We start from the raw sequence: 21,601 nt of genomic DNA, 5'->3' as shown, positions 1-21,601 counted from the left end.
ACCTCAGATAGCAGCCGTTCCTTCCCACTTGTTGCCACCAGCGTTCACTCCTGCCTGCGCCCGGGAATGCTCTTCCTCGTCCTCCTGGGCTTCCTTCGCCTCAAGAGCCTCGATCTCCTTAGCGAGATCCACCAACCTCTTCGACAGCGCTGCAAGGTCCCGAGGCGGAACGCCGTTGTCAATGTCCATTGAGATCTTGTCTCGTAAGGCCCTTCGCAGATAGAGTGGTGATAGCTTTGAGGCTTCAAAAACTGACATCGGCTCAGCGCTTCTCGCAGCCTCAACGGCCTCATCTTCAGGCCCAGCGACTCGGAGTGTCTTCTTCGACGTCAAACGAATCACCTCTTCTGGAAAATCAACTAATTCCGCAATGCGGAAAAGCCGCATTCCCCTCTATGTGGAAAAGAAAACGGGGAGGGATCGCTATGCGCGAAAAGCGACTTGGACGGGGTGGGGGACCGGGTGCCCCCTGGGTCACCAGTCAACTGTGGTGACTGGGTTGGCGATGGCTGGCCTCGGGCGGCCTTTTCGGCGTTTGTTCCCGAGCTGCTGGTTGCAGAGGCGGCAGAGCGTCTGCGAGTTGGAGAGGGTGTCTGGTCCGCCCAGGGCATGGGGGATGATGTGGTCGGTCTCGGCGCTGTTGGGGAGTCGGCCCTCGTCCCAGTTGAGGCGGACCCGGCAGCGGGGGCAGTGGGTGAGGCCGCGTTGTTGGTCGATGCGTCTGCGTTCTCGTACGACGCGTTTCCATTGGCCTGTGCCGGTGCGGCTGGTGACCATGTCAGCGGAGTTCCTTGATGGCTGTGGTGTCGTAGCTCTTGTACCAGCCGTCTTGCATGGTGAGTCCGTCGGTGTGGGTTCGCATGCAGTGGAGGCAGAAGTGGAGTGGGCCTGTTGGGGTGATGAGGGTGGCGAGTGCGCGGGCTACCCGGCATCTGTCGCAGTAGCTCATTGCGCCACCTCGCGTCTTAGTGTGCCGTGCCACCCCCCGCCTGATAGGGGGGTGGGTGGTGCCAGGTCCCCGGCTCGTTCCCGGGTGGGCCGGGGACCCGGCGTTGCCGTGGTCTCACCCAGCCACGGCGCTGGGGTTCTGTGTGGTGGCAATGTCTGGACTCGAACCAGAGACCTCTCCGTTATGGGCGGAGTGCTCTACCGACTGAGCTACAAGGCCGTGCACTCAGCCCACGGGCTGAGGCAGTGCATCTCCCCGTGATGGGGCAACGCGGGTCGCGGGCGGGGTATGATCCCGCGTCTCTGCCAGAGCTGCCATATCCCCGTGTGGGTCTAGTGGGTCAGAGATAGCAGCGCCTTTACCGGTTAGGCCACCGCGACGTTGGCGCGTCTTCCCTGGGAGGACTTGCCAGTGGACAGCCTGGAGTCGAACCAGGCTGGGAACCTCGGTGGGGGCGTGTGGTTCCGTTCTCCGCGATCTGTCCTTGGATGGTGTGTGCCCGCCCATTGCTGGGCGGGCTCCCGTCACCATCCGGAAGGAGGGCATGAAAAAAGCACCAGCCAAATGGCTAGTGCTTACACGTGTCCCTCGTGTGATTTACGGTACCAGAGATCTCGTGTGATTAAAAGTGATCTCGTGGCGTTTCGTGTTCAGAGGCCTTCCCGTGACTTCATCGCTGTTGCGATGGCCCCCAGGCTGTCGCCTGTCCATTCGGCTCCGCATGATTCGCATTCCATGGTCCAGTCTTCGGGGTGGGTGACTTGGCCGTCGGTGCCGATCCAGTGGACGGAGAGGCATGGGTTGCGTTCTTCGCCGTAGAACCGTTGTCCGCAGGCTGGGCATGGGCGTGATGGGTGGTAGGGCTTGGCGGGGGAGATGAGTTTCTGGATCTTGTTGACCCATGTGGTGGTGAGGGTGGCGAGATAGGTGCTCCATTCGAGGGTGAGGTCGGCCGTGTCCCAGGCGTGGAGGATCTGGTCGGTGTTGTTGATCAGGTAGCCGGTCATGGTGACGTTGGCTTGGGTGGCTTCTCGGGCGATGTCCTGTTGGAGTGCGAGGGCTGTGGCGTTGACGGGGAGTTTTGCTCCGCCTGCTGATGTTGCCCCGCCTCCGTTGTTCGGTTTGAGGGCGTCTTGGAGTTGGACGAGGAGTGGCTCGTTGGGGGTGTAGCCGCCGAGGCCGTCTTCGATGACGTGGGGCCGGATGAGCTGGTGGATGTTCGAGGCTAGCGATGTCATTCGTTGGCTCCGTGGTGGGTGATGGTGAGGGTGATGGCGTTGGGGCCGGGGTGTCCTCGTCGGTGGTCTGGGCCTTCGAGTTCGCGCCAGGAGTCGTCGGGGATGAGTCCGGCGTCTACGAGGCCGTCGACGATGGCTTTGGTGGTTGGGGCGAGGTTGTTGGGGTCCCAGCGTCCTGAGCGGGTTTTGTGGATTCGGGCTTCGATGTGGACGGGGGTTTGGAGTTGGAGGCCGGGTGCGACTCGTTGGCATTCGGTCATGGCTGCGTTGCGCCATGTTTTGGTGAGGCGGGCTTTGGCGAGTGGGTGGAGGCGGTGGTTGCTGTTGATCCAGTCGCAGGGGGCTTCGATGGTGAAGATGAGGACGCGGGTCATCGGGGCTCCAAGAGTGTGAGGATCACGAGAGCTGCGTTAAGGGCAATGGCGAGAATGACAAGTCCCGCGATCTCTGGATCGATCTTTCTCATCGGGTGGTCCTCCGGTTTCGCTCTTGCGCTTCGTCGAGGCGTCGGCGGGCGTCTTTGAGTGCTTGGTCGGTCTTCTTCGTGACCCGCCATTGCCATGCGACGAGGGCGATGGCGGTGAGTGAGAACAGGATTGAGATGGCTTGCAAGATGGTCATCGGACGCCCCACATGCGGGCGAGGATGATGAGGATGCCGATGGCGAGTCCTACGGCGATTGCGGTGAGGATTCCCGTGTCGGGGTGCTTCATGACTGGCTGCCTCCTGTGGGCGTGAAAATTGCCGCGCCCTTGTCTGGGTGCGGCTTGTGGGTTTGAGACGGTTGTGGGGGCGGTTCTGGGTTAATCAGGCGTGTTCTGGATGCGTTCGCGGATTGCGCCGAGCTGTCGGCGGCGTTCTTGTTCGTGTTTCGCTACTGGTTTCGGCTTGGTGTCGTCGGAGCGTTCCCAGAGTTTGGCCAGTGACGACCTGATGCGCGCCGGGATGCGGTAGTCGTCCGGGTTGAGTCGTTTGGCCGGTTCGATTGCGCGTTGCTTCCGGTCGGCTAGTTCGAGGTGTTCGCGGGCCCTGCGGGTGTTGGCGATGATGTGGGCTGGTTGGAGGTAGGCGTCGGAGGTGGTGCGGTGGATGCGTAGGGCTTCCATGGCGAGGTGGTAGTCGAGGTGGCCGATGATTTCGTGCCAGGCTTCGACGATTTCTGGGCTGATGATGCGGTTGTCAACGAGGGCTGCTTTCGAGAGCAGCCGGGCCGTGTCGCCCTTGTTCATAGTTGTTGTCCTGTTCGTCGTACATGCGTGCGATGTTGAGCCCGTCGATGGCTCGTTGGGTGCCGGTTGCTACACGGGTGGCTGCTGGATGGCTGGCAGGGGCTTTTTCGGCTGCTCGGCGGATCCAGTTGCGGTAGGTGGCGTCCCAGTCGGTTTTGCGGCCTTTGGCTCCTGGTTGGGATCGCCAGTAGTCCTGGAAGACTGAGAATTCGCGTCGTTGGTCTACGTGGGGGCATTCGGCGGTCATTTTGTCGCGGACGGCTTGGGAGGGGATCCAACCGTCGGGGAGTCGATGTCCGCTTGATGTTTTGGGCTTGCCCGGAGCGGCTTGCCGCGACGGTTTGGTGGTCTCGGTGTTGGGGCGCGGTGCTACGGAAGGTGACCAAAGGTATTCACCTTCACCTTCACCTTCACCTTCACCTTCACCTTCACCTTCAGCGCGAGACCTCGCCGTGGTCTCGCCGTGGTCTCGTGAGACATCGTGAGAATCAGCGAGGTTCTCATCCGAATCGTGAAGATCCTCGGCCTCGGAGTGCCTCAGTTTTCGTCCCCGATTCCACTTCTCACGCTTCGCTTTCGCTTCCTCCGGAAGCTCGCATCCAGGCGCATCACAAATGACAAACCAGCGCATATCAAGCTTCTGATGCTTGGCGAGGTTCTTGACGGTCACCCACTCGCCATCACGAGTAACCAACTTCTGTACCGCGAGTTCGTCCAGCAGCGCGTCAACATCCGTATTGTCGGCAGGAAGGATGCGCATTTTGATCTGTCTCGGACGGTCCTGCACATGGCCGTTATCGCAGGCGTAATTCCACAACCCGATGAACAGGAGACGCGCGAGAGGGCTCAACTCAACGATCTCGCCATCAGTCCAGAAATCAGGCTTGATGCCACGCATCTTCGGCATTGCATCCTCCTTCCTGTTCTCGTCTCGCGGCCATGCGTCGGAGGGCTTCGAGGGCTTGTTGGGTGACGGCCCCGTTGCCGGCGGCTTTGATCTGCTCGTTGGCACTGATGTCCACTTCGGTGATCCAGCCGGCGGGCTGGCCCATCATCCACTCGGTGAAGGCGGGGTTGAGGCGTTCCTTCCCGCGACTGTTCGGGACGGTGGGCGGCGGCGATAGTGTGCACATGACGCTCTCCCAGCGACGGATCGCAGGCTCATACGGGCCCCAGCCAGGCGCCTCAATACCCTTGATCACTCGCGTGCCGAGATGAGTCGCTTTGCTCGCCGGGCGCCCACTCGTGGACGGCGTGACGAAATCGCCGTCGGAGGCCTTCGGGGTCGGAAGGAGCCGACCGCCCGTGGTGAGCATGTCGTTCTCCACCAGGATCGCGAGATCCGTCACCCGCTCCCGCCCTGGCTTCTTCCGCAGATGCTCCTCGGGGCTGTTCCCCGACGGCTGCGCGACCGGAGTAGGGAGGAGAACCTCCCCCTGCGCCCGATCACTGTGGTCTACCTCAGCGCCGAGAAGGTACATCGTCTCCGTCGAGGACCCGCCTCGCGTAGCGCGGGGCGTCGGCAGGAGCGTGACCGCGGTTCGGAGGTCCAGCCCGCCGTCTCCGTGGATCCCTGGCCCGTTGGTGTCGCTGGTGCGCGGAGTGGGGAGCAGATTGGTGATTTCGGAGAGGGGTTGCGCCCGATCGCCTGAACGGCGCATGTAGCCGTCCGGAGTGCCGGGGGCTTTGAAGTCACGTGCTGCTGGTGTGGGCAGGTAGTCGTCGTGTGGCGTGGATGAAGACGCGGAAGCGGTGGTGTGGGGCGCCCACGTCTGAGGCGCGTAGACCTTCCCATCGCGCATCGTACCCGAGGTCGGAAAGGTCTCCGAGTACACGGGCAAGTGCCCGCAGAGGAGGGACGGTGTCGCTTCCGCTCCCGTCACTTCCCATGCATCCCGGGCAGTGTTCCAGGCCGCTATCGGCTGTGGCACTGTACGCTCCTCTGACGTTTTCCCAGATGACGTGCTGGGGTTGGATGGTTGCTATTGCTTCGCGCATGGCGACCCACAGATTCGAGCGGGTGCCTTCGGTCATGCCACGACGGCGGCCGGCGTGGGATAGGTCCTGGCAGGGCGTCCCGCCGTACAGGATGTCCACACGGGGGACGGTGGCCCAGTCGATCAGGGTCATGTCCCCGAGGTTCGGGGCGTCGGGCCAGTGAGCGGCCATGATCTTCGACGGAGCCGGATCGAACTCCGAGTACCAAGCCAACTCGGCCCCGAAGAACTGCTCAATCGCCCGGCCCAGACCCCCATACCCGGCGCACAGCTCGGCGTAGGTGAGGGTCATGACGCCTTCCGTCGCTGTTCGTGTTCCCAGGCTTCGCGTGTGGCGATAGCGAGTCCTTGCGGGCCGCCGTAGATGCAGTCGGTGAAGTCGATGGGGATGAGTGGTTTGGTGGTGAGTTCTTGGATGCGTGCTGCGAGTGCGGTGGCCCGTGTTGTGGCTTCTTGTGTGGCTTGTTCGGCCAGTGCTTCGCGTTCTAGGGCGAGGCGGAGGTGGTGCCGCAGTGCTCTTACCTCGGCGTCGTGTTGGGCGTTTTCTACGGCGTGTGCGCGTTTGAGTCGGTGGATGGTTTGGACGGCCTGCGCGAGTCGGGCGCGTGGGTCCATGCCGTCATGTGCGGGTGTTGCGGGGGGTTTGTTTGCGCGGTGCTGGTACATGGTTCCTCCTTTCGCGGTCGACGTTGGCTGCTGCGAGGTCGCCGACGGGGTCTGGGTGGTCGCGGGTTGCGCGGTGGTTGGCGGCGTCTTGGGCTTCGTATTCTTTGTGGTGGTCGCATTGGAAGCGTGTGAGGCAGATGCCGGTGTGGGAGCGGCAGAGGTGGCAACAACGATCGGTCATGCGATACCTCCGAGGTCGAGGACTTCCTGCGAGAGGCGACGGGCGGCTACCTCGCAGTACTTCTCTTCTCGCTCTATGCCTATTGCCTTTCGTCCTAGCGCCTTGGATGCGTAGAGAGTGGTCCCGGAACCGGCGAATGGGTCCAGCACGACGTCGCCATGGTCCGTGAACAGATGGACGAGCTCCTGCATGAGTTCGTGGGGTTTCTGGGTCGTGTGCAGTCGTGCCCCGGATTTGCCTCTGTCCAGGACAATTGGGTGTGTCCAGACGGCATGTTTGCCGCCGCCGTTCCAGCGCTTCTTCCCTTTTGGGTGGGCGATGGTGATTGCTTCGAACCCTGTTGCTGGCCGGTCTCCTGAGAACTGTGGGGTCGAACCGATCTTGATCCACGCTCCCGTGCGGACGTAGTCGAGTCCGCTCGCCTCTAGGTCGTTTCGCCACAGGTGGTCAGATTCGACGTCGGAGAACACGAGTACCCATCGCGACGCGAGGCGGGTGAACTCGGTTGCGCAGAACATCCGTAGTTCCGGTGTGAGGTGGTCGAACCCTAGGTCAACGTTTCGCCTCGTGTCGGCTCCGTACTTTCCGCCACGGTCGTTGGCGAGCATCTTTGCCGACCTGATGTTCCTGTGAGTGTGTTCGCTGTAAGGCGGGTCAGTGATGACATGTGCGACAGTCTCGAGCTTTGGGAGGATGTCTTCGCATTTCCCGTGGTAGAGGCGCACGTGGTCGTCTTCGTAGTAGAGGCTCATGCGGCGTCCTCGCGTTCGGTGATGTGCTGCTTGATGAGGTCGGGGATGTAGCCGGACCAGTGGACGGATTCGCCATCAGGGAGGGCTACGAAAACGACGGGTGCTTGCTGGTGGCCGAGTGCGATGACGAACTCGAGTGCGGTGGTGTCGGTGCTGACGTCGACGGTGGTATAGACAATCCCGGCCTTGTTGAGGGCGCGCTTCGTCGCGTCGCACTGGACACAGCGGGGCTTTGAATAGAGCACGACTGCGACACCCTGTTCGGTCATGGTGGTTTCGGCGTGGTTGGGCATGTGTGAGTCCTGTGAGTTTGGGCGGGTGCTGTGCCGGTTGGGGTACAGCACCCGCTTTTGGGCATGAAAAAAGCCAGTCAGTAGGTGACTGGCTCAGAAGGGAGGTGCGGCGTCCCAGCCTTGGGGTTCGGTTGGTGGCTGCTCCCACACGGGTTGCGTTGGTGTCGACTGCCGGTTGTGCTGGACAGCGTCGAAAGGCTGGTTGCCGCCCTGTTGGCGCTGCTTGTTCTTCTCGTTCTTCTTGATGATCGAGACGCCGGTGACAGTCACATCCATGGACTTTTCGGGGCCATTGCCTCTGTCATAGTCGCGGGTGTAAAACTCGCCGTGAACTTTGACCTTGTCGCCGCTGAGTAGCCTGTCCGCGAAGTACTCTGCATCAGTGCCCCAGAGGGTGCAGTTGAACCACTGCTCCCTCAGCTTCTCCCAGCTTCCGTCTTGCAGACGCTTGGATTTCGTGTCGCAGACGCTGAACGACAGGCGAGGTGATCCATTCTGGTCGAACTGGATCTTTGAGTCCTTGCCGATGTGGCCAATGAAGGTAATCTCAGCCATTGGTTGCGGCCTCCTTGATGTAGTTCAGGTCGTCGGGGCTGGCACCGTTCTTCTGTGCTTCGGTCCAGAGGGCTTTGAGCTTGGGTTCGTTGCCTGCGATCTTGTCGGCTTCGGCCCGCCAGTTCCGGGGTGTGGGTGCGGCGGTGAGGGGTTCGACGACGTAGATCGCTGACTTGCCGCGCTTGATCAGGAGGGGCATCTTCAGGGGCCCGTCGATGTGGGACATGTGGCTGATGCGCACCCCTCCGACTGCTTGGCCGCCGAACTGGACTGTGGGGTCGCAGAACAGTGTCACGGAGCGGCCTGCGTACTTGGTGGCGTCGGTGCCCCATGCTTTGGCGATCACGCGAAGCATGCTCTTGGCGGGCCGCCACGGGCGGGGGAATCCGGCGAGGTGAAAGTTCCAGGGCTGTTCGGCGTTGTTGGGGGTGACCTTCTCGATGGTGAAGGTGCGTGGTGTGACGAGTTCGACGGCGTCGAGTTGGTCGCTTTTCGGGGCGAGTGATTCAGTGATGTCCACCTGGTGGTTCCTTTCAGACGGTGATGATGGGATCTTCGAACGGGTCGAACCACTCGGCAGGCGACAGTTCGAGTTGCTCGACGCGACGCTCATAGACGTAGACGGTCTCTAGAATCTCGGTTTCGGCGTGGGACACAGCCGCCATGATTGCTTGCTGCCAGCGCTCGTCCGGCTCGACCCGCTTGATGTAGGTATGGGAGCCGGGGCAGTAACTAACGAAGTCAATCCAGGACCGTCCAGACACGAAGAGCCCCGTTTGTACCTGGGCGACGTTCTCAGAGGGCACTTCGTCGGCGAGAACTGTTGCGATGTGCGTTTCGGGCCCCGGGCATTTGATTTCAATTGAGCCGTCGTCACCTACCAGACCGTCCGGTGAGAACCCAAGCGGGCCAGTTCCGCCATCGAGACGCATGAACCCGACTTCCTCGACGGTGACGCCCATGTGCTCGGCGTACGCTTCCCGGGCGAACGGTTCGAGGAGTGTGCCGCGTTGCATGGCTTGATTCGGACGGATGGATATCGGGTGGCTGGTGATGCGTTCTGCTGCGAGCCTCCGAATCAGAGCTTTCGATGTGTCGTTCCGGGCTACCTTCAGCGTTGCGGGTGTGATGAGTTGGCCGATGACTGAGGCGGTGAGGATGCCGCACCGTGCCTGAAGCCACTCATCCGAGCCTTGCTCGAGGTCGTTGTAGATGGTGAGGGTCATGGGGTGTCCTTGTCGAGTCCGAGCATTTCGAGAATGTCGTCTGCGCCGTGCGCGATGCAGATCGCGGCCGCAGCAGTTTTCTCGTCGTCGGTGTTGTCGGCGGTGATGATGGTGCGGTCCTGGTACCCGACCGCGATCCCTTTGATGGGTGACGGGTTGATGGTGTGGTCGTAGCCCGCGTACTTCCGGGTCATGCTGCTCGCCTCCGTGGCTGGTGGGTGCAGGTGGTGTAGCCGTCCCACCTCGGCGCGAGGATCTCGTGAACCCAGAACTCAACTCGGTCTTGCCAGTGGTCAATGTCGACATCTCGGTGGTCTTTGGTGGATCGTTCTGCTTCGGTGAGTTCGTTCATTGCAAGCCACAGCTCGTCGACGTCACTCATGTGGACTTCGATGTCGAGGCGGTAGCTCAACTCCCTCGCCAGGGTGACCAAGTCGTCCGTGCAGTAGTTCAGGTGCTCACGTTCGACACCCATCACACCGAGCAGGATGTGCTCAGCGGTGGCCTTGTCGAACTCAGGGTTAGTGCCCATGTGGTTCTCCTTCCGGGCATAAGAAAAGGGACCCTGCGAGGTCCCATCGAGATGGTGAAAGTTTCAGGCTGATTGTTCGAACTTCAGGCCGACGTTGAAAGCCGCTTTACACGGCTTGGTCGTGTTCGGCGAAGCGTCGGAGGGTGAGGCGTTTGCTGAGGGGTGTCCAGTGGAGTGCTCCTTCGCCACCCGTGTCGGCCCCGTGGGACGCCCAGTACTCGGCAGCGATTTCGGCGTTGGTGAGGTGCTTCGCCCGGCGAAGGTGATCCACGACCTGGCGGCTGTAGATGACCCCTGCCCGGTTCCCGTAGATACTCCCAGCGCGTTCCCAGATAGTCACGGGTTCACTCATCACCGCTCCTGTAAGGGTTGTCGCGGTGGGTGAGGCTTCGTGCGGCTCGGTGGCCGGCGTCGAACCCCTCAACCCACGCGTCGGCTTGCCCGGCCCGTGCTTCCCGGAGCTGTCGGACGAGTTCTTTCACAACGTCAGGGCCGGTCTCCGCGATGAACACGGCATCGGCTGTTTCGAGGATGCCGCCTTCTTCGTAGTCGTAGTTCCCGGTGATGGGGTTGTCGCTGCCGTCCACTTCCACGTGGTGGGTGGCGCCCTGGTGGTAGTGCATGGTGAAGGAACGGCCGCTGTCCGACCCGAACTCCTTGACGATGATGAGCGGCGCGCCGTCCTCGCAGTAGCCGCACCCGAACTCGTCATCTGGTTCCAGCATCCAGGTCAGTTCATCGGCCCGCGCCATCCACTTCCCGGGTGTTGCGGCGTCGGCCAGGGCTTCGAGCCGGTCAAGATCAAGAGCGGTCATCGGGGGTCTCCTCATACCGGGGGCAGTCGCATTTGAGTGGGGTGATGGTGGTCATTTGGGTTCCGGTGATGATGTTGGCCCAGCACTCGGTGCCGCCGCAGTCATGGGCGGTCGAGTCGTGGCCGCACGTCGCGCAGGTGGCCATCATTCGCCGCCTTCCCAGAGGATGGTGAACGGGTCCCGCTTGCCACCAACAAGACCTTCGGAAGTCTCGCTGACGACCAGCCACGAGACCCATACGCCAGTGATGAGCTTCTGCCATGGGACGTTGAGACGATCGCGCACGATGGACGCGCCCGGCAGTTCGTTGAGCTCGTCGGCGGTCTCGACCACCCGAGGCAGGCGGTACCCAGCGGCGAGGACCGCGTCGGCGAGTCCAAGGTCTTCTGCCTCTGACGTGTCGTAGATCCCCGTGACTTCCGACAGCGCCTGGCGGACGACCTGCGAGAGTTCGTCGCGTTCAGCCACGGTCGGCCTCCTTCAACTTCGCGATGAGCCAGTTCGAGGCGATCCCTGCCGTTGTGCGCGTGGTCAGGTTCTCGTCGTTCTCGAACTCGGCTTCGGCCTGGTCGGCGAGTTCCTGGATGATGGCCCGGCGGAAGGTTTTGAGCTGGACGGCAACAGCGTGGCCGATCATCCCGCCGACGTTGCTCCCAAGCCGGCGCTCCCACTCAGCGTGGGCCGCTTCCCACGCCTTCGTGCCGCGGTCGTTTTCGCCGCGCTCAATGAGGTCATCGATGTACTCCTCGAGTTCCATCTGGGACATTTCGTTGGGCTTCGCAGCCATGTTGTTCTCCTTGGTCTGTTTGTTGTCAGTCCCCGGTGGGATGGTTGTGGGGTGAGTTTGGATCAGGGATACCGGGACCCCGAGCCGTGGGAACTGCCCATTGTGGTGCCGGATGATGCGATTGATGAGCGGCTGGTGTACCGGTCGGAGCATGGGATCGCGGTGTGGGCGCGGTTGACGTTCGACGGTGGTGAGCCGGACCGGATCGTGGAGGGGTTCGCCGTCGCGTGGACCCGCGAGTACGTGCTCGTGCAGACCCTCTGGCAGCAGTCCTACTTCCTCGGGACCAAGACGTTCTGGCTGAACGCCAGTCAGGTGAAACGCCGCGCCATCATCCCCAGCCACCCCAACCGGTCACCCGAACAGGTCCACAACCGACCCCAGCGAGGATGGCGGCGCGCTAAGTGAGCGGCCATTCCGGAAGCTTGACCGTCTGCCCTCGGAGGCTGTGGGTGCAGTCGTCGAGGAACTGGATCTGGCCGTCGGTGACGAAGCTGTGGCATCGCGGGGTTTCGGTGATGTTCTCGGGGGCCGTGAGTGCGTCGCCTTCCAGTTCGTCGTTGATGAGCGTCTTGTGCGAGTAGACCAGGAGTGACGGGGTGAACGTCGGCTTGTCGAAGTCTCCGTTGAAGGCCCACTCCGGGACGTGAGGGCCGTGGGCTTGATCGCACCCGGGGCACCAGAAGAACAGCTGCCCGGAACCGTCGATGAGACGGCCATGGAGGACGCTCACGCCTTCACCTCCTGCCACGGGAGAACCAGACGGGAGACGACAACTGCGGGAGCGACGTTTCTCATCGCCTGGGCAAGGTCTGCGGCGTCATCGGACGAGGCACACCGTCCGCTGGGCTCGTCTGTCTTGTCGGCCCAGGACACGCCCCATTCGGTGGTGGTGTGCTGGGCGATGGTCTCCATGACCACAGCGGCGAGGTGGACGGCGTACTCGCTTTCCGAGATCCATCGTCGGTCGCATCGGCACATGTGCGTCTTCGCGTCGAAGCTGTACCCAGAGCCGCCAGCGAGTCCGGTGGGTCCGTGCTCTGCCAGCGCCTCAGTGACTGCAGCTTCCAGTTCGGGCGGGAAACCAGGGGCAGGGGTGGTCATTGGCGGGTCTCCTCGGGTACGAAGAAGGCCCCGGTGTTCGGGGCCTCAGGGTCGAATGGGTCAGTTGGTTCGGTGTCCGGCCAGGACGGGGGAAGAGTCACCCAGGCAAGCCACAACCCGATCAGGAGCGCGAGGATCCACACCGCATGGAACACCAGCTGGGACATGTAAACGCTCATCGTGCGTCACGCTCCCGGATCGCGGACCTCGTGAGACGCCACTGCATCTCACGGCGCTTCTCACCACGCACCGACCCAGCAGACTCAACCACGCCCCGCCGCACCAACTCGGCACACCGGGACCGAATCGACTGATCCGTCGGAAACGCTTTCGATGGGATGCCACGCTCCACACACAAGCCCCGCACCCGCAACACCAACTCACGATGCGTCACAGGACGATTCCGGGCCGTGTACAACGCATCAGCCACCAGCGACTCGCACCAGCCAGTACGCACCTGCGCGGCCGCCACATGCGACGTCGACAAGTCAGAAGTCCGGGCATACGCGGTCATGCTGTTCCCTCCTCAATGACTTTTGCGGCCGCATACAGTGGGCTGATGAACCTCTCGCGGAGGTCGTTCTGAACGTTGAGCGGCCACGAGTCCCAGGACTTGCCAGTCGGTGCCACCTCGGAGCCGTCCACGAGGCGGCGGCAGAAAGCCTCCAACGCCTGAGACAGCACATGATCTGGGGCGCTCATGCGGCGGCCGCCTTCATCCCGTGTCGGTTCATCAGGAAGTTGAGTAGGACGTTGTCGGTTGCCGTCTCGCCCGTGTCGTCGGCGTGCTGCTGCGTGTACGCCTCAGCAGCCTTCGTGAACTCGTCGGCGATCTGCGAGAGCATCACGCCCTGAGCCCGGCGATGCGACTCCCTCGTGCTGATCGGGCACCCCATATCGGCGTGCATCTGCTTTATCGTGTGCCGAAGCTCCACGAAACTCATTTTGGACATGGCTGTCCCTCCTTCTACGGCTACTGCCTGCCGTCAAACGACGGTCTTTGGATGGTGAAAGGTGCCCAGAGAGTGGGCGAGAGGGTGCGCTTAGAGCGGCTGGCGCTTGCGGGAGCGCGGTGCCCGGGAGACAGGCTGGGGAGCGAGGAGCTGTTGGATCTCGCTGATATTCTCGGCTGAGAATCGGTAGTGGCGTCCGATGCGCATGTGGGGCCATTCGCGGTTGCGGCATTTGCGCCAGACGGTTTCGGTTCCTACGCGGAAGAACTCGCTGATCTCAGGTGCCGTGTAGGTGCGGCCTGGTTCTGCGAACTTGCCGGCCTGTGGGGTGGAGTTCATGTGAACCTCCCTCCAAGTTGGTTGTTGTTCGTTGTGGAACCAACTATGACCAACTTGGATAGAAGTTGCAACCATGTAATTTAAGTCCATCCGAGTGAATAATCTCGAATCCCAGGTGAGACGCGGAACTTCGTTACGAAAAAAAGTTTGACTTCAACCAATTCGGTACTAACGTGAAACTGTGCAAACACAACTTGACTCAACTCGCAACCGAATTCGAGCCCTCGCCATCAGCGCCCGTGGCACCCGAACCCGCGAGCAGCTGATCCAGGACTCGCCGGTCAACATGTCCACCTACGCGGACTTCGAAACCGGCAAGCGCTGGCCGCGCGCTGTGACGCTTCGTCGCATCGAGGAACTGCTGGGCTGGAAGTCGGGCGTGATCGACGAAGCAATGGCTTCCGGCATCGAACCCGAACTGCTCGAGTTGGAGCACATGGCAGGAGGCAAGACCATGTCGTCCACGCCACGCACCCTGCGCGGCTACTCAGACATGGAACTGCTCAGTGAGCTTGTCCGCAGGACGAGCGAACGCGAAGCAATGAGACTCCCAGGAAGTGACTACCGAGGGCCGGACTACCTGACCCAGGACGACTACGACATCGCAGCGTCCAACAGCCTGGGGGAGGGGATCCGGAAGGGGGAATACCCGGTTGAGTAGAAACACTGTCACTCGCCACTCCTACGATGAGGCCATGGTCACGGAGGACTGGATTGAGCAGCTGGGGGTGTTGGTCGTGGAGATGGACCTTGGAGGTGACGCGTGCGGGTATTACGACGACCGCATACGCACGATCTTCATTGACCGGCGGCTGAGCCCGATCCAGTGGACGTCGACTATGGCGCACGAGCTTGGGCACGCCTATTACAGGCATGTGGGGACGACGCCTCGGGGGGAACGTGAGGCGTCGGAGTGGGCGGCGCGGCAGCTCATTCCGCACGAGAATTTCATGGAGGTTGCAGCCATCTATGACAACGCTGTCGCGATGGCGAACGAGTTGGGGGTGCTCCCTCGGGATGTTCACAACTACATGGGATGGGTGCGCCGAGAGTGGCGTATGGCTGGCTGATTTTGTCAGCAGATCGTGTCAGCCACGGTATGGCAGGACCAACTAGGACTGAGTCGAAGCAACTGAATGACTGACGAAGGGCCGAGTTTCCGGCCTAGAGAACGGGGGTTCAAATCCCCCATTCTCCGCCAGAAAGCCCCCTGGAACCTCGGTTCCAGGGGGCTTTTGCGTTCCCGCCTCCCTGCCGTCTCCCGGCCCGACGTGGCAGGGAGACGGCAGGGAGACGGCACCCTTCACCTCACCCGAAGGTGAACGAGTAGAGCTGGACGCCCGGCGTCGGCCGCAGTTCCAGGGTCCCGGCGCCGGAGGTGTCGCTCTGATGGACCACGTAGGACTTCGGCGGGCCGGAGATCTGGAGGATCTTCTCCCCGTCGGGGCCCTTCACGGTGACGGATCCCGTGCCGCCCAGCACCGCCTGCACCTGTCCCGCATGGAAGCTCAGCCGCACGCCGGAGCCCGGGGCGGGGGCATTCCGCGGTACCGAGATCCGTTGCGACTCAAGGGTCCACGAGCCGGTGAGCGCGAAACTGTCCGGAGCCTGCGATGCCGGGTAGGCGAAGAGGGACGTCCCCGAGCGGTAGGTGGCCGCGCCCGAGTAGTTGACCTGCTTGGACACCCCCAGGAACGTCTCGCGGGTGGTGTTTTGCGGCAGCGCGCCGTCCTGTCCGGCCGCTCCCGTCTCCACGGCCGCCGGTAGGTCCTTGCCCGGCTGGGCGGAACTCAGGAGGGAACGGATGAGCTTCTCCGTGAGCGCATACCCGCCCTCGCCCTGCTGGATGTGTCGCACGTTGCCCTGGGCGTCGATGAGGTACTGCGCCGGCCAGAAACGGTTCCGGTAGGCGGTCCAGGTGGCGTAGGAGTTGTCGAGGGCCACCGGGTACTGGATGCCGTGATCCTTGATGCCGGCGCTGACATTGCGGGTCTCGCGTTCGAACGCGTACTCGGGCGTGTGCACGCCGATCACCTGGAGGCCGGCAGCACGGTACGCCGTGTCGAGCGCGGTGATGTGGGGCAGGGACCGCTGGCAGTTGATGCAGGAGTAGGCCCAGAAGTCCAGGAGGACCACCTTGCCCTTGAGCTGCCGGAGCGTCAGCGGATCCGAGCCGAGCCAGGCGTTGATGCCCCGGAGCTCGGGCGCGGGTCCGCAGTCCTGCAGTTCCGTGGAGCCTTGGGTGCACTTGGCGAGGTCCTTGTTCTCGTCCGTGGCCACGCCGCCCAGATCCAGCGGGCTGCCCTGCGAGGGCGTCAGCTTCTCCTGGAAGGACGCGGTGTAGTCGGGGATGAGCCGCTGCACGGCAGCGGGGAGGTCGAAGGCCAGGCCTGCTGCGAGGGCGATCATGAGCACGCCGGCCAGGATGCGGATGCCCTTCTGGCGGCGACGGAACGCCTTGAGCCGCTCGGCCAGGCCGCGGCCCGCGAGCGCGAAGAACAGCAGAGGAATGGCGACGCCGACGGCGAACGACAGCGTGAGCGTCAGGGTCCCGGCGCCGATGCGGCCGGTGGCGCCGGAGACGGTGATGGCGGCCAGGACCGGACCGGCGCACGGGACGAAGACGGCCCCGAGCGCGAGGCCCAGGCTGAATCCGCCCCGTTTACGGGCGTCGACCTGCCGCCGGGGGATCCAGGAGAAGGGCCGTTCGAGCCATTCCTCGAGGCGCGGGATGAGCATGCCGAGTCCCACCGCCGCCAGCACCGCGATGCCGGCCCAGCGGAAGATGTCCTGCGGCAGCCCCAGGAGTCCGAGGAGCAGGGAACCGAGCAGCGTGAAGACACTGAAACTGATCACCAGCCCCAGGATCACCTGGTAGGGCCGCCACCGGGAGACGGCCCGGGCGGGCGCGTCGTCCTCACCGGGAGCGGCGCCGGGTTCGCGCCGTGCGCTGTCCAGACCTCCCGAGAAGAAGATGACCGGTAAGACGGGCAGGATGCAGGGCGATATTCCGGTCACCAGACCGCCCAAGAAGCCGATGATGATGTTCGTGTCCATGCCGGGTATTCGGTGCGCCGCACCTCGGCGGATTGGACCGGCGGATTGGACCGGAGGCCGGGACCCGCGGCAAGGACCCGCAAGGGCCCGCCGTCGTCGTGCGCTGGTCATGCGGTGAGGGAACGGCGCCGCTCGACGCCGGGGCAGCCATCCCACGGCGCTCGCTGACCCTCCGGAAGAGGCGGGAAAGCGCCTCCCGGAAAGTTTCCGGAAATTCCTCCAATCCGTCCACGGACCCTGCTCCGAAGTACTGGCACCAACAGGTCAGCCCAGCTTCTGGATGCGGACCGCACACCTTTGAAGAGGAGCATCATCATGAAGAAGATCCAGCGTCTGTCCGTCCTGGCCGGTCTCGCAGCCGTCGTGCCCCTCGGGCTCGCGGCGTGCAGCGGCGGAATGAGCGGCGGCGCAGCCACCTCGTCCGCGCCGTCCCCGGCGATGACGTCCAGCAGCGCAGCCGCCAGCCCCAGCATGGATCCGGCCGCCAACTTGGTCGGCCCCGGCTGCCAGGCGTACGCCTCCGCCAATCCGAGCGGCCCCGGTTCCGTCCAGGGCATGTCCACCGACCCGGTGGCCGTGGCGGCCTCTCACAACCCGCTGCTGAAGACCCTGGTCCAGGCCGTCTCCGGCAAGCTGAACCCGCAGGTGAACCTGGTCGACACGCTGAACGGCAGCCAGTTCACGGTGTTCGCCCCGGTGGACAGCGCCTTCGCGAAGATCGACGCGGCCACCATCGACAGCCTCAAGAAGGACGCCCCGGCGCTCAAGAAGATCCTGACCTACCACGTGGTCCCGGGCCAGATCGAGCCGGCGTCGATCGTGGGCACGCATGACACGGTCGAGGGCCAGAAGGTCACCGTCTCCGGTTCCGGCGACAACCTGAAGGTCAACGGGGCCAACGTGATCTGCGGTGGCGTCCGCACCGCGAACGCGACCGTCTACCTGGTGGACTCGGTCCTCCTGCCCCCGGCCAAGTAGTCCCTACGGAGCAGGACCCCAGGTGAGACCCGGGCGGCGGGCCGGCAGGCCCCCCCCCCTTCCCATCCCGGCAAACAGGTGGCGGAGGAACATGAGCGGACATGAGACAGTGATGTACATGCATCCACCCGGGTCAGGGCCAGCCGCCTCCGCCGACATCGACGAACTGATGGAACTCGTGGCGCAGGGCGATCAGTCCGCCTTCGGCAGTCTCTACGACGCCCTCGCCCCACAGGTCCACGGCCTGGTGCTGCGGGTCCTGCGGGATCCGGCGCAGAGCGAGGAAGTCACCCAGGAAGTGTTCCTGGAGGTCTGGCAGCAGGCCAAGCGCTTCGACGCGGACCGCGGACGGGCCCGGGCCTGGATCACCGTGATGGCGCACCGACGGGCGGTCGACCGGGTGCGGGCCGCGCAGGCCTCCCAGGAACGGGACCTGCGCGAAGGCATCAAGGAGTACCGCGAAAGTTACGACGACGTGGAGCATCGCGTCCAGGTGGCCCTGGAGAGCGAGAGGGTCCACAAGGCGATGGAGTCGCTGACCGAAGTCCAGCGGCAGGCCATCAAACTCGCCTACTACGGCGGGTACAGCTACGGAGAAGTGGCCCAGGCGCTCGACCTGCCCCTGGGCACCGTGAAAACCAGAATTCGTGACGGCATGATCCGTCTGAGAGACACGTTAGGAGTTGGCCATGGATGATCAATTGCATCTGCTGACCGGCGCCTACGCGCTCAACGCCTTGGACGAGGACGAACGCCGTCACTTCGAGACGTCGCTGACCCCGGGCCACCCGGTCACGGAGGAAGCGCGCGAACTGAGTCAGGTGGCCGCGCTGCTGGCCGCCGGGACGACGCCGGTGGCGCCTCCCGCGGACCTGAAAGCCCGGCTCATGGCCCAGATCGCCGTCACGCCTCAGGTCGAGGCGGCCGCCGCGCCGGAGGCGCGACAGGTTCCCGTGGCGGAGGCGCAGAAGGCGCCTGTGCCGACGACGCCGGACGCTGAGGTTCCTGCGGAGGGCGCCGCTTCCGCGAAGGCCGCCGTTCCCGCGAAGGCCGCCGAGGCTGAGCCGGCCCAGGCTGACGTCGTGCCGCTCCCGGTCCGCCGGGCGCCGTCGTCGACTCGCTGGCTGGCCGCGGTCGCGACCGTGTTGGCCGTGGCGGCCGCAGGGACGGCGGGATGGGCCTTCCAGGCACAGTCGCAGCGGGACGAGGCGCAGCGGCGGCTGGCCGCGGCGCAGGACTCACCAGCGGAGGCGATGAACAGGATCATCGCCGCGCCGGACGCCAAGCTGAAGCAGTTCTCGGTCCCCGGTGGCGCGACCATGCTGGTCATGCACTCGGAGAAGGAGGGCCGCGGTGGCGTCATGACCCTCGGCATGGGGGCGCCGCCTCAGGGCAAGAGCTACGAGCTCTGGCTCATCGATCAGGCGGGCGCGGCGAAGCCTGCCGGTCTGCTGGAAAGCGGCGGCGGAGCGTCCACCTGGAACGAGCTTCCTGGCGGGATCGGTTCGGCGTCCTTCCTGGGGGTCACGATCGAGCCGGAAGGCGGCTCGGCGCAGCCGACCACCAAACCGATCCTCGTGGAATCCATCACCTGAGGTCCGCTGAGAGCACCTGAGAAAAGCCCGGGAGAAATTCTCCCGGGCTTTTCCAATCCGCCTCGGCGTCCGCTCCGAATCCATGGTGCGGGAAGTCCGCACCGGGGGCTGAAGTCACCGGACGGCGCATCGGGCGCCGTGGAACACGAGGTGAGGAGCACGAAATGTCCAGCAATGTCATCCGGGGCAAGAGCCCGGTACGTCTGACCGCGACCCTGGTGGGAGCAGTCTTCCTGCTCGTCGGAATCCTGGGGTTCGTCCCCGGCATCACGTCGGGGGACATGGAGGCGGCGGGCCATCATTCGCACGCCATGCTCCTCGGGATCTTCCAGGTCTCCGTCCTGCACAACGTGGTCCACCTCCTGTTCGGCGTGGCCGGCCTGATCCTCGGGCGCAGCGCTGCCGGGGCCAGGAACTTCCTGGTCTGGGGCGGCGTGATCTACCTGGTGCTGTTCGTCTACGGGCTCTTCTTCGGTGAGGAGTCGGCGGGCAACTTCGTCCCCGTGAACATGGCGGACAACGTCCTCCACTTCGCGCTCGGCGCGGCGATGCTCGCCTTGGGCCTGATCCTGGGACGCACTCCGGCTCTGCGGAGGGCATGACGTTTCCTGACGGCCGCAAGCACTGGTGGGGCGCCCCGGAATCCGGGGCGCCCCACCAGCGTCTTCCGTGGTCGGGGCCGGATCGCAGGGCCTCTTGAGGGCCATTCCCGTGCGGTTCCCGGAAGGGTTCTGAAACGGGGCGTGGGATTCCCTTGAATTCGCGACGGCGGCGGGGGCACACTGGGAAGTGATTGCCCGGTCGGGTGGTCGACACAGACGACAACAGGGGATGTTCAGCGCTGTGCAGGTCTTGGGGATGGAAGCACTGTGAGGGGCCACCACGTGCCGCGTCATCGCGGACGCGGGCCCGTGAAAGCATCGATGAGGGCGAGCCTGGTGATGGCGGGCGTCGTCCTCGTGTCCCTGGCACTGGGGACGCCGTCCGGTCTGGCGCAGTTCACCGCCGTCAGTGAACGCCAGGCACCGACTGCGGCCACTGACCAGGTGGGGGTTCACCCTCTCGGCGGACCGGTCACGGCGGAAGCCGAAGCCTTCATCTCCTTCGAGCGCACCACTTTGCAGAGCCGCCCGAAAGGGGCGCGGGAACGCCTCAACGTGGCTCAGGCCGGACGGCACCGTCCCGCCGCCGGTCATCTCTCCGCCCCGCTGGAGGTCCTGATCCCCACCTCGCCCTTCGGCCCGCGGGTCAATCCGCTCACCGGCGAGGTGGGCGAGATCCACTGGGGCCAGGACTACGGCGCCGCGTGCGGCACCCTGGTCTACGCCGCCGACGCCGGGCGGGTGCGCAACGTCGGTTGGTCACCGTACGGCGGGGGGAACCGCATCGAGATCGACCACGGCAACGGCCTCGTGACGACCTACAACCACCTCTCCGGCATCGCCGTGAACAAGGGTGAGCGGATCGACGTGGGACAGGTGATCGCCAAGGTGGGGACCACCGGTTCGTCCACCGGCTGCCATCTGCATTTCGAGACCATCAAGGACGGCAAGTACGTCAATCCGCTGCAGTGGATCCTCGATCCCATCAAGCAGGTGGACCGGCTGGACCGCATCGCGTTCACGGACTACTCGCGGTCCGGCGCCAAGTCCGCGTGGACTCTGCCCGGCGGCTCGTCCGGCACGGAGGGGATCATCACGCCCGAAGCGGAGAAGGACGGCGGGAAGGTCCCTCCGGGCACCAAGGTCCCGCCGGCTCGCCCGGAGCCCACGCATCCCGAGCATCCGACGCCGGTCCCGACCCATTCGACTCCGAGCCCCACCGGTTCGCCCACGCCGAGCCCGACCGGCACCCCGGAACCCACTCCGACCCCGACGGGCCCCACGACCCCGCCGGTCCCGACCACCCCGGCGCCGACACCGAGCAGCACTGAGACCTCAGGCCCCGTGGTGCCGCCGACCACGGGCTCGCCCGCGGGGAGCGGTTCGCCGTCCGGCTCGCAGGGTGCGGGAGGCCAGAGCGCGGGTGGCCAGGGCACAGCAGGCCAGGGAACGAGCGCCGGTGAGACCGGTTCACCGGCGCCGAGCTCCTTGCTGAGCCCCTCCCTGCTGCCGAGCGTGCTGCTGCCCCTGATCACGCCCTGATCCGGGAACGCCCTGATCCGGGAACGCCCTGATCTGGGAATGCCCCAGTCCGAACGCGCCCTGATCCGGGCGGTCCGGCACCGGACTTCGCCGCGCCGTCGCGAGGCGTCCGTGAGCTGAACAGGTTCGCTGCCGCGCGCAACGGCGTGCAACAACGAGGTCAAGGTTGGCGTGGTCCATGTCACTGGGAGAGAATCAGTGACAACGGCTT

Annotated in this window: 36 protein-coding genes and 1 tRNA gene; 8 read left to right on the top strand and 29 right to left on the bottom strand. The window is 64.3% G+C overall.

Annotation, left to right across the window (positions count from 1 at the left end; genetic code table 11):
• Positions 1 to 3: 3 nt before the first annotated feature.
• From AB6732_RS15405 to AB6732_RS15300, 22 genes are all read right to left on the bottom strand, one after another.
• Complete coding sequence (locus tag AB6732_RS15405) at positions 4 to 333, bottom strand: hypothetical protein (RefSeq protein ID WP_370960776.1); 330 nt, start codon at positions 331 to 333, stop codon at positions 4 to 6.
• 141 nt (positions 334 to 474) lie between these two features.
• Positions 475 to 777: an HNH endonuclease gene (locus AB6732_RS15400; protein WP_370960775.1), complete on the bottom strand. Its 303-nt coding sequence runs from the start codon at positions 775 to 777 to the stop codon at positions 475 to 477.
• Positions 778 to 1,092: 315 nt separating this feature from the next.
• Positions 1,093 to 1,168: transfer RNA gene (locus AB6732_RS15395), tRNA-Met, on the bottom strand.
• 431 nt (positions 1,169 to 1,599) lie between these two features.
• Complete coding sequence (locus tag AB6732_RS15390; protein WP_370960774.1) at positions 1,600 to 2,187, bottom strand: hypothetical protein; 588 nt, start codon at positions 2,185 to 2,187, stop codon at positions 1,600 to 1,602.
• Positions 2,184 to 2,561: a hypothetical protein gene (locus AB6732_RS15385; protein ID WP_370960773.1), complete on the bottom strand. Its 378-nt coding sequence runs from the start codon at positions 2,559 to 2,561 to the stop codon at positions 2,184 to 2,186. Before AB6732_RS15385 ends, AB6732_RS15390 begins: the two co-directional genes overlap by 4 nt.
• A gap of 88 nt (positions 2,562 to 2,649) precedes the next feature.
• Positions 2,650 to 2,808, bottom strand: a complete 159-nt coding sequence (locus AB6732_RS15380; RefSeq protein ID WP_370960772.1) for a hypothetical protein — start codon at positions 2,806 to 2,808, stop codon at positions 2,650 to 2,652.
• Positions 2,809 to 2,990: 182 nt separating this feature from the next.
• Positions 2,991 to 3,416: a hypothetical protein gene (locus AB6732_RS15375; protein ID WP_370960771.1), complete on the bottom strand. Its 426-nt coding sequence runs from the start codon at positions 3,414 to 3,416 to the stop codon at positions 2,991 to 2,993.
• A complete protein-coding gene (locus AB6732_RS15370; RefSeq protein ID WP_370960770.1) occupies positions 3,367 to 4,323 on the bottom strand; it encodes a hypothetical protein in 957 nt (318 codons plus the stop codon). Before AB6732_RS15370 ends, AB6732_RS15375 begins: the two co-directional genes overlap by 50 nt.
• Complete coding sequence (locus AB6732_RS15365) at positions 4,295 to 5,077, bottom strand: hypothetical protein (RefSeq protein ID WP_370960769.1); 783 nt, start codon at positions 5,075 to 5,077, stop codon at positions 4,295 to 4,297. The genes AB6732_RS15370 and AB6732_RS15365 overlap by 29 nt, the downstream gene beginning before the upstream one ends.
• Before the next feature lie 31 nt (positions 5,078 to 5,108).
• Positions 5,109 to 5,705: a DNA cytosine methyltransferase gene (locus AB6732_RS15360; protein ID WP_370960768.1), complete on the bottom strand. Its 597-nt coding sequence runs from the start codon at positions 5,703 to 5,705 to the stop codon at positions 5,109 to 5,111.
• Positions 5,702 to 6,079: a hypothetical protein gene (locus tag AB6732_RS15355; RefSeq protein WP_370960767.1), complete on the bottom strand. Its 378-nt coding sequence runs from the start codon at positions 6,077 to 6,079 to the stop codon at positions 5,702 to 5,704. Before AB6732_RS15355 ends, AB6732_RS15360 begins: the two co-directional genes overlap by 4 nt.
• A 177-nt stretch (positions 6,080 to 6,256) precedes the next feature.
• On the bottom strand, positions 6,257 to 7,012 hold the full coding sequence (locus tag AB6732_RS15350) for a site-specific DNA-methyltransferase (protein ID WP_370960766.1): 756 nt from the start codon (positions 7,010 to 7,012) through the stop codon (positions 6,257 to 6,259).
• The gene (locus AB6732_RS15345) at positions 7,009 to 7,305 is read right to left on the bottom strand and encodes a glutaredoxin domain-containing protein (protein WP_370960765.1); all 297 of its coding nucleotides are present in this window, start codon (positions 7,303 to 7,305) and stop codon (positions 7,009 to 7,011) included. The genes AB6732_RS15350 and AB6732_RS15345 overlap by 4 nt, the downstream gene beginning before the upstream one ends.
• Before the next feature lie 93 nt (positions 7,306 to 7,398).
• Entirely contained in the window at positions 7,399 to 7,860 is a 462-nt protein-coding gene (locus tag AB6732_RS15340) for a single-stranded DNA-binding protein (protein WP_370960764.1), read from the bottom strand.
• Positions 7,853 to 8,380 carry a hypothetical protein gene (locus AB6732_RS15335; RefSeq protein WP_370960763.1) on the bottom strand — a complete coding sequence of 176 codons (528 nt, stop codon included), beginning with the start codon at positions 8,378 to 8,380 and terminating at the stop codon, positions 7,853 to 7,855. The genes AB6732_RS15340 and AB6732_RS15335 overlap by 8 nt, the downstream gene beginning before the upstream one ends.
• 13 nt (positions 8,381 to 8,393) lie before the next feature.
• Positions 8,394 to 9,086, bottom strand: a complete 693-nt coding sequence (locus tag AB6732_RS15330) for a lambda exonuclease family protein (RefSeq protein WP_370960762.1) — start codon at positions 9,084 to 9,086, stop codon at positions 8,394 to 8,396.
• Entirely contained in the window at positions 9,083 to 9,280 is a 198-nt protein-coding gene (locus AB6732_RS15325) for a hypothetical protein (protein WP_370960761.1), read from the bottom strand. Before AB6732_RS15325 ends, AB6732_RS15330 begins: the two co-directional genes overlap by 4 nt.
• Positions 9,277 to 9,618: a hypothetical protein gene (locus AB6732_RS15320; protein ID WP_370960760.1), complete on the bottom strand. Its 342-nt coding sequence runs from the start codon at positions 9,616 to 9,618 to the stop codon at positions 9,277 to 9,279. The genes AB6732_RS15325 and AB6732_RS15320 overlap by 4 nt, the downstream gene beginning before the upstream one ends.
• A gap of 106 nt (positions 9,619 to 9,724) precedes the next feature.
• Positions 9,725 to 9,970: a hypothetical protein gene (locus tag AB6732_RS15315; RefSeq protein ID WP_370960759.1), complete on the bottom strand. Its 246-nt coding sequence runs from the start codon at positions 9,968 to 9,970 to the stop codon at positions 9,725 to 9,727.
• A complete protein-coding gene (locus AB6732_RS15310; protein WP_370960758.1) occupies positions 9,963 to 10,433 on the bottom strand; it encodes a hypothetical protein in 471 nt (156 codons plus the stop codon). Before AB6732_RS15310 ends, AB6732_RS15315 begins: the two co-directional genes overlap by 8 nt.
• 144 nt (positions 10,434 to 10,577) lie before the next feature.
• Positions 10,578 to 10,901 carry a hypothetical protein gene (locus AB6732_RS15305; protein WP_370960757.1) on the bottom strand — a complete coding sequence of 108 codons (324 nt, stop codon included), beginning with the start codon at positions 10,899 to 10,901 and terminating at the stop codon, positions 10,578 to 10,580.
• Positions 10,894 to 11,220, bottom strand: a complete 327-nt coding sequence (locus tag AB6732_RS15300; protein WP_370960756.1) for a hypothetical protein — start codon at positions 11,218 to 11,220, stop codon at positions 10,894 to 10,896. Before AB6732_RS15300 ends, AB6732_RS15305 begins: the two co-directional genes overlap by 8 nt.
• 51 nt (positions 11,221 to 11,271) lie before the next feature.
• Between AB6732_RS15300 and AB6732_RS15295 the strand changes: the two genes are divergently transcribed.
• A complete protein-coding gene (locus AB6732_RS15295) occupies positions 11,272 to 11,628 on the top strand; it encodes a hypothetical protein (RefSeq protein WP_370960755.1) in 357 nt (118 codons plus the stop codon).
• Here the strand turns inward: AB6732_RS15295 and AB6732_RS15290 are convergent.
• The 6 genes from AB6732_RS15290 to AB6732_RS15265 all read right to left on the bottom strand — a co-directional run bounded on the left by AB6732_RS15290 (position 11,621) and on the right by AB6732_RS15265 (position 13,616).
• A complete protein-coding gene (locus AB6732_RS15290) occupies positions 11,621 to 11,953 on the bottom strand; it encodes a DUF6527 family protein (protein WP_370960754.1) in 333 nt (110 codons plus the stop codon). The two genes, AB6732_RS15295 and AB6732_RS15290, sit on opposite strands and share 8 nt — an antisense overlap.
• Positions 11,950 to 12,324, bottom strand: coding sequence for a hypothetical protein (locus AB6732_RS15285; RefSeq protein ID WP_370960753.1), 375 nt, complete (start codon positions 12,322 to 12,324; stop codon positions 11,950 to 11,952). The genes AB6732_RS15290 and AB6732_RS15285 overlap by 4 nt, the downstream gene beginning before the upstream one ends.
• The gene (locus AB6732_RS15280) at positions 12,321 to 12,503 is read right to left on the bottom strand and encodes a hypothetical protein (protein WP_370960752.1); all 183 of its coding nucleotides are present in this window, start codon (positions 12,501 to 12,503) and stop codon (positions 12,321 to 12,323) included. The genes AB6732_RS15285 and AB6732_RS15280 overlap by 4 nt, the downstream gene beginning before the upstream one ends.
• Before the next feature lie 331 nt (positions 12,504 to 12,834).
• On the bottom strand, positions 12,835 to 13,026 hold the full coding sequence (locus AB6732_RS15275) for a hypothetical protein (protein WP_370960751.1): 192 nt from the start codon (positions 13,024 to 13,026) through the stop codon (positions 12,835 to 12,837).
• Positions 13,023 to 13,277: a hypothetical protein gene (locus tag AB6732_RS15270; RefSeq protein ID WP_370960750.1), complete on the bottom strand. Its 255-nt coding sequence runs from the start codon at positions 13,275 to 13,277 to the stop codon at positions 13,023 to 13,025. The genes AB6732_RS15275 and AB6732_RS15270 overlap by 4 nt, the downstream gene beginning before the upstream one ends.
• Positions 13,278 to 13,367: 90 nt before the next feature.
• On the bottom strand, positions 13,368 to 13,616 hold the full coding sequence (locus AB6732_RS15265; RefSeq protein ID WP_370960749.1) for a helix-turn-helix domain-containing protein: 249 nt from the start codon (positions 13,614 to 13,616) through the stop codon (positions 13,368 to 13,370).
• Positions 13,617 to 13,797: 181 nt separating this feature from the next.
• Between AB6732_RS15265 and AB6732_RS15260 the strand changes: the two genes are divergently transcribed.
• Together AB6732_RS15260 and AB6732_RS15255 are read left to right on the top strand one after the other, a co-directional pair.
• Positions 13,798 to 14,277: a hypothetical protein gene (locus AB6732_RS15260; RefSeq protein ID WP_370960748.1), complete on the top strand. Its 480-nt coding sequence runs from the start codon at positions 13,798 to 13,800 to the stop codon at positions 14,275 to 14,277.
• Between the two features lie 34 nt (positions 14,278 to 14,311).
• On the top strand, positions 14,312 to 14,686 hold the full coding sequence (locus AB6732_RS15255) for an ImmA/IrrE family metallo-endopeptidase (RefSeq protein WP_370960747.1): 375 nt from the start codon (positions 14,312 to 14,314) through the stop codon (positions 14,684 to 14,686).
• Positions 14,687 to 14,924: 238 nt separating this feature from the next.
• Here AB6732_RS15255 and AB6732_RS15250 read toward each other — a convergent pair whose 3' ends face one another.
• Entirely contained in the window at positions 14,925 to 16,673 is a 1,749-nt protein-coding gene (locus tag AB6732_RS15250) for a cytochrome c biogenesis protein DipZ (RefSeq protein WP_370960746.1), read from the bottom strand.
• Between the two features lie 315 nt (positions 16,674 to 16,988).
• Here AB6732_RS15250 and AB6732_RS15245 point away from each other — a divergent pair, with 315 nt between their 5' ends.
• The 5 genes from AB6732_RS15245 (at position 16,989) to AB6732_RS15225 (ending at position 21,390) form a co-directional block, all read left to right on the top strand.
• Entirely contained in the window at positions 16,989 to 17,651 is a 663-nt protein-coding gene (locus AB6732_RS15245) for a fasciclin domain-containing protein (RefSeq protein ID WP_370960745.1), read from the top strand.
• A gap of 91 nt (positions 17,652 to 17,742) precedes the next feature.
• Complete coding sequence (gene sigK, locus AB6732_RS15240; protein WP_370960744.1) at positions 17,743 to 18,348, top strand: ECF RNA polymerase sigma factor SigK; 606 nt, start codon at positions 17,743 to 17,745, stop codon at positions 18,346 to 18,348.
• Positions 18,341 to 19,246: an anti-sigma factor domain-containing protein gene (locus tag AB6732_RS15235; protein ID WP_370960743.1), complete on the top strand. Its 906-nt coding sequence runs from the start codon at positions 18,341 to 18,343 to the stop codon at positions 19,244 to 19,246. Before sigK ends, AB6732_RS15235 begins: the two co-directional genes overlap by 8 nt.
• Positions 19,247 to 19,410: 164 nt before the next feature.
• Positions 19,411 to 19,848 (top strand): DUF4383 domain-containing protein, encoded by a 438-nt coding sequence (locus tag AB6732_RS15230; RefSeq protein WP_370960742.1) that lies wholly within the window; start codon positions 19,411 to 19,413, stop codon positions 19,846 to 19,848.
• Positions 19,849 to 20,169: 321 nt separating this feature from the next.
• Positions 20,170 to 21,390, top strand: a complete 1,221-nt coding sequence (locus AB6732_RS15225) for a M23 family metallopeptidase (RefSeq protein ID WP_370960741.1) — start codon at positions 20,170 to 20,172, stop codon at positions 21,388 to 21,390.
• The last annotated feature ends 211 nt before the right edge of the window (positions 21,391 to 21,601 follow it).

The sequence above is a fragment of the Arthrobacter sp. RCC_34 genome (assembly GCF_041360795.1).
GTDB lineage: Bacteria > Actinomycetota > Actinomycetes > Actinomycetales > Micrococcaceae > Arthrobacter_E.
The sequence above is the reverse complement of the archived record's forward strand: the minus strand, read 5'-3'. Positions and strand labels throughout refer to the sequence as shown.

Coding starts and splice junctions, on each gene's coding strand:
- AB6732_RS15355 (WP_370960767.1), bottom strand. CDS start 6,079: ATGTACCAGCACCGCGCAAACAAACCCCCCGCAACACCCGCACATGAC.
- AB6732_RS15365 (WP_370960769.1), bottom strand. CDS start 5,077: ATGCGCCGTTCAGGCGATCGGGCGCAACCCCTCTCCGAAATCACCAAT.
- AB6732_RS15275 (WP_370960751.1), bottom strand. CDS start 13,026: ATGAGCGCCCCAGATCATGTGCTGTCTCAGGCGTTGGAGGCTTTCTGC.
- AB6732_RS15325 (WP_370960761.1), bottom strand. CDS start 9,280: ATGACCCGGAAGTACGCGGGCTACGACCACACCATCAACCCGTCACCC.
- AB6732_RS15235 (WP_370960743.1), top strand. CDS start 18,341: ATGGATGATCAATTGCATCTGCTGACCGGCGCCTACGCGCTCAACGCC.
- sigK (WP_370960744.1), top strand. CDS start 17,743: ATGAGCGGACATGAGACAGTGATGTACATGCATCCACCCGGGTCAGGG.
- AB6732_RS15255 (WP_370960747.1), top strand. CDS start 14,312: ATGGTCACGGAGGACTGGATTGAGCAGCTGGGGGTGTTGGTCGTGGAG.
- AB6732_RS15385 (WP_370960773.1), bottom strand. CDS start 2,561: ATGACCCGCGTCCTCATCTTCACCATCGAAGCCCCCTGCGACTGGATC.
- AB6732_RS15380 (WP_370960772.1), bottom strand. CDS start 2,808: ATGACCATCTTGCAAGCCATCTCAATCCTGTTCTCACTCACCGCCATC.
- AB6732_RS15370 (WP_370960770.1), bottom strand. CDS start 4,323: ATGCCGAAGATGCGTGGCATCAAGCCTGATTTCTGGACTGATGGCGAG.
- AB6732_RS15315 (WP_370960759.1), bottom strand. CDS start 9,970: ATGAGTGAACCCGTGACTATCTGGGAACGCGCTGGGAGTATCTACGGG.
- AB6732_RS15250 (WP_370960746.1), bottom strand. CDS start 16,673: ATGGACACGAACATCATCATCGGCTTCTTGGGCGGTCTGGTGACCGGA.
- AB6732_RS15300 (WP_370960756.1), bottom strand. CDS start 11,220: ATGGCTGCGAAGCCCAACGAAATGTCCCAGATGGAACTCGAGGAGTAC.
- AB6732_RS15350 (WP_370960766.1), bottom strand. CDS start 7,012: ATGAGCCTCTACTACGAAGACGACCACGTGCGCCTCTACCACGGGAAA.
- AB6732_RS15320 (WP_370960760.1), bottom strand. CDS start 9,618: ATGGGCACTAACCCTGAGTTCGACAAGGCCACCGCTGAGCACATCCTG.
- AB6732_RS15265 (WP_370960749.1), bottom strand. CDS start 13,616: ATGAACTCCACCCCACAGGCCGGCAAGTTCGCAGAACCAGGCCGCACC.
- AB6732_RS15310 (WP_370960758.1), bottom strand. CDS start 10,433: ATGACCGCTCTTGATCTTGACCGGCTCGAAGCCCTGGCCGACGCCGCA.
- AB6732_RS15400 (WP_370960775.1), bottom strand. CDS start 777: ATGGTCACCAGCCGCACCGGCACAGGCCAATGGAAACGCGTCGTACGA.
- AB6732_RS15225 (WP_370960741.1), top strand. CDS start 20,170: ATGAGGGCGAGCCTGGTGATGGCGGGCGTCGTCCTCGTGTCCCTGGCA.
- AB6732_RS15230 (WP_370960742.1), top strand. CDS start 19,411: ATGTCCAGCAATGTCATCCGGGGCAAGAGCCCGGTACGTCTGACCGCG.
- AB6732_RS15330 (WP_370960762.1), bottom strand. CDS start 9,086: ATGACCCTCACCATCTACAACGACCTCGAGCAAGGCTCGGATGAGTGG.
- AB6732_RS15340 (WP_370960764.1), bottom strand. CDS start 7,860: ATGGCTGAGATTACCTTCATTGGCCACATCGGCAAGGACTCAAAGATC.
- AB6732_RS15360 (WP_370960768.1), bottom strand. CDS start 5,705: ATGACCCTCACCTACGCCGAGCTGTGCGCCGGGTATGGGGGTCTGGGC.
- AB6732_RS15375 (WP_370960771.1), bottom strand. CDS start 3,416: ATGAACAAGGGCGACACGGCCCGGCTGCTCTCGAAAGCAGCCCTCGTT.
- AB6732_RS15345 (WP_370960765.1), bottom strand. CDS start 7,305: ATGCCCAACCACGCCGAAACCACCATGACCGAACAGGGTGTCGCAGTC.
- AB6732_RS15270 (WP_370960750.1), bottom strand. CDS start 13,277: ATGTCCAAAATGAGTTTCGTGGAGCTTCGGCACACGATAAAGCAGATG.
- AB6732_RS15245 (WP_370960745.1), top strand. CDS start 16,989: ATGAAGAAGATCCAGCGTCTGTCCGTCCTGGCCGGTCTCGCAGCCGTC.
- AB6732_RS15390 (WP_370960774.1), bottom strand. CDS start 2,187: ATGACATCGCTAGCCTCGAACATCCACCAGCTCATCCGGCCCCACGTC.
- AB6732_RS15280 (WP_370960752.1), bottom strand. CDS start 12,503: ATGAGCGTTTACATGTCCCAGCTGGTGTTCCATGCGGTGTGGATCCTC.
- AB6732_RS15285 (WP_370960753.1), bottom strand. CDS start 12,324: ATGACCACCCCTGCCCCTGGTTTCCCGCCCGAACTGGAAGCTGCAGTC.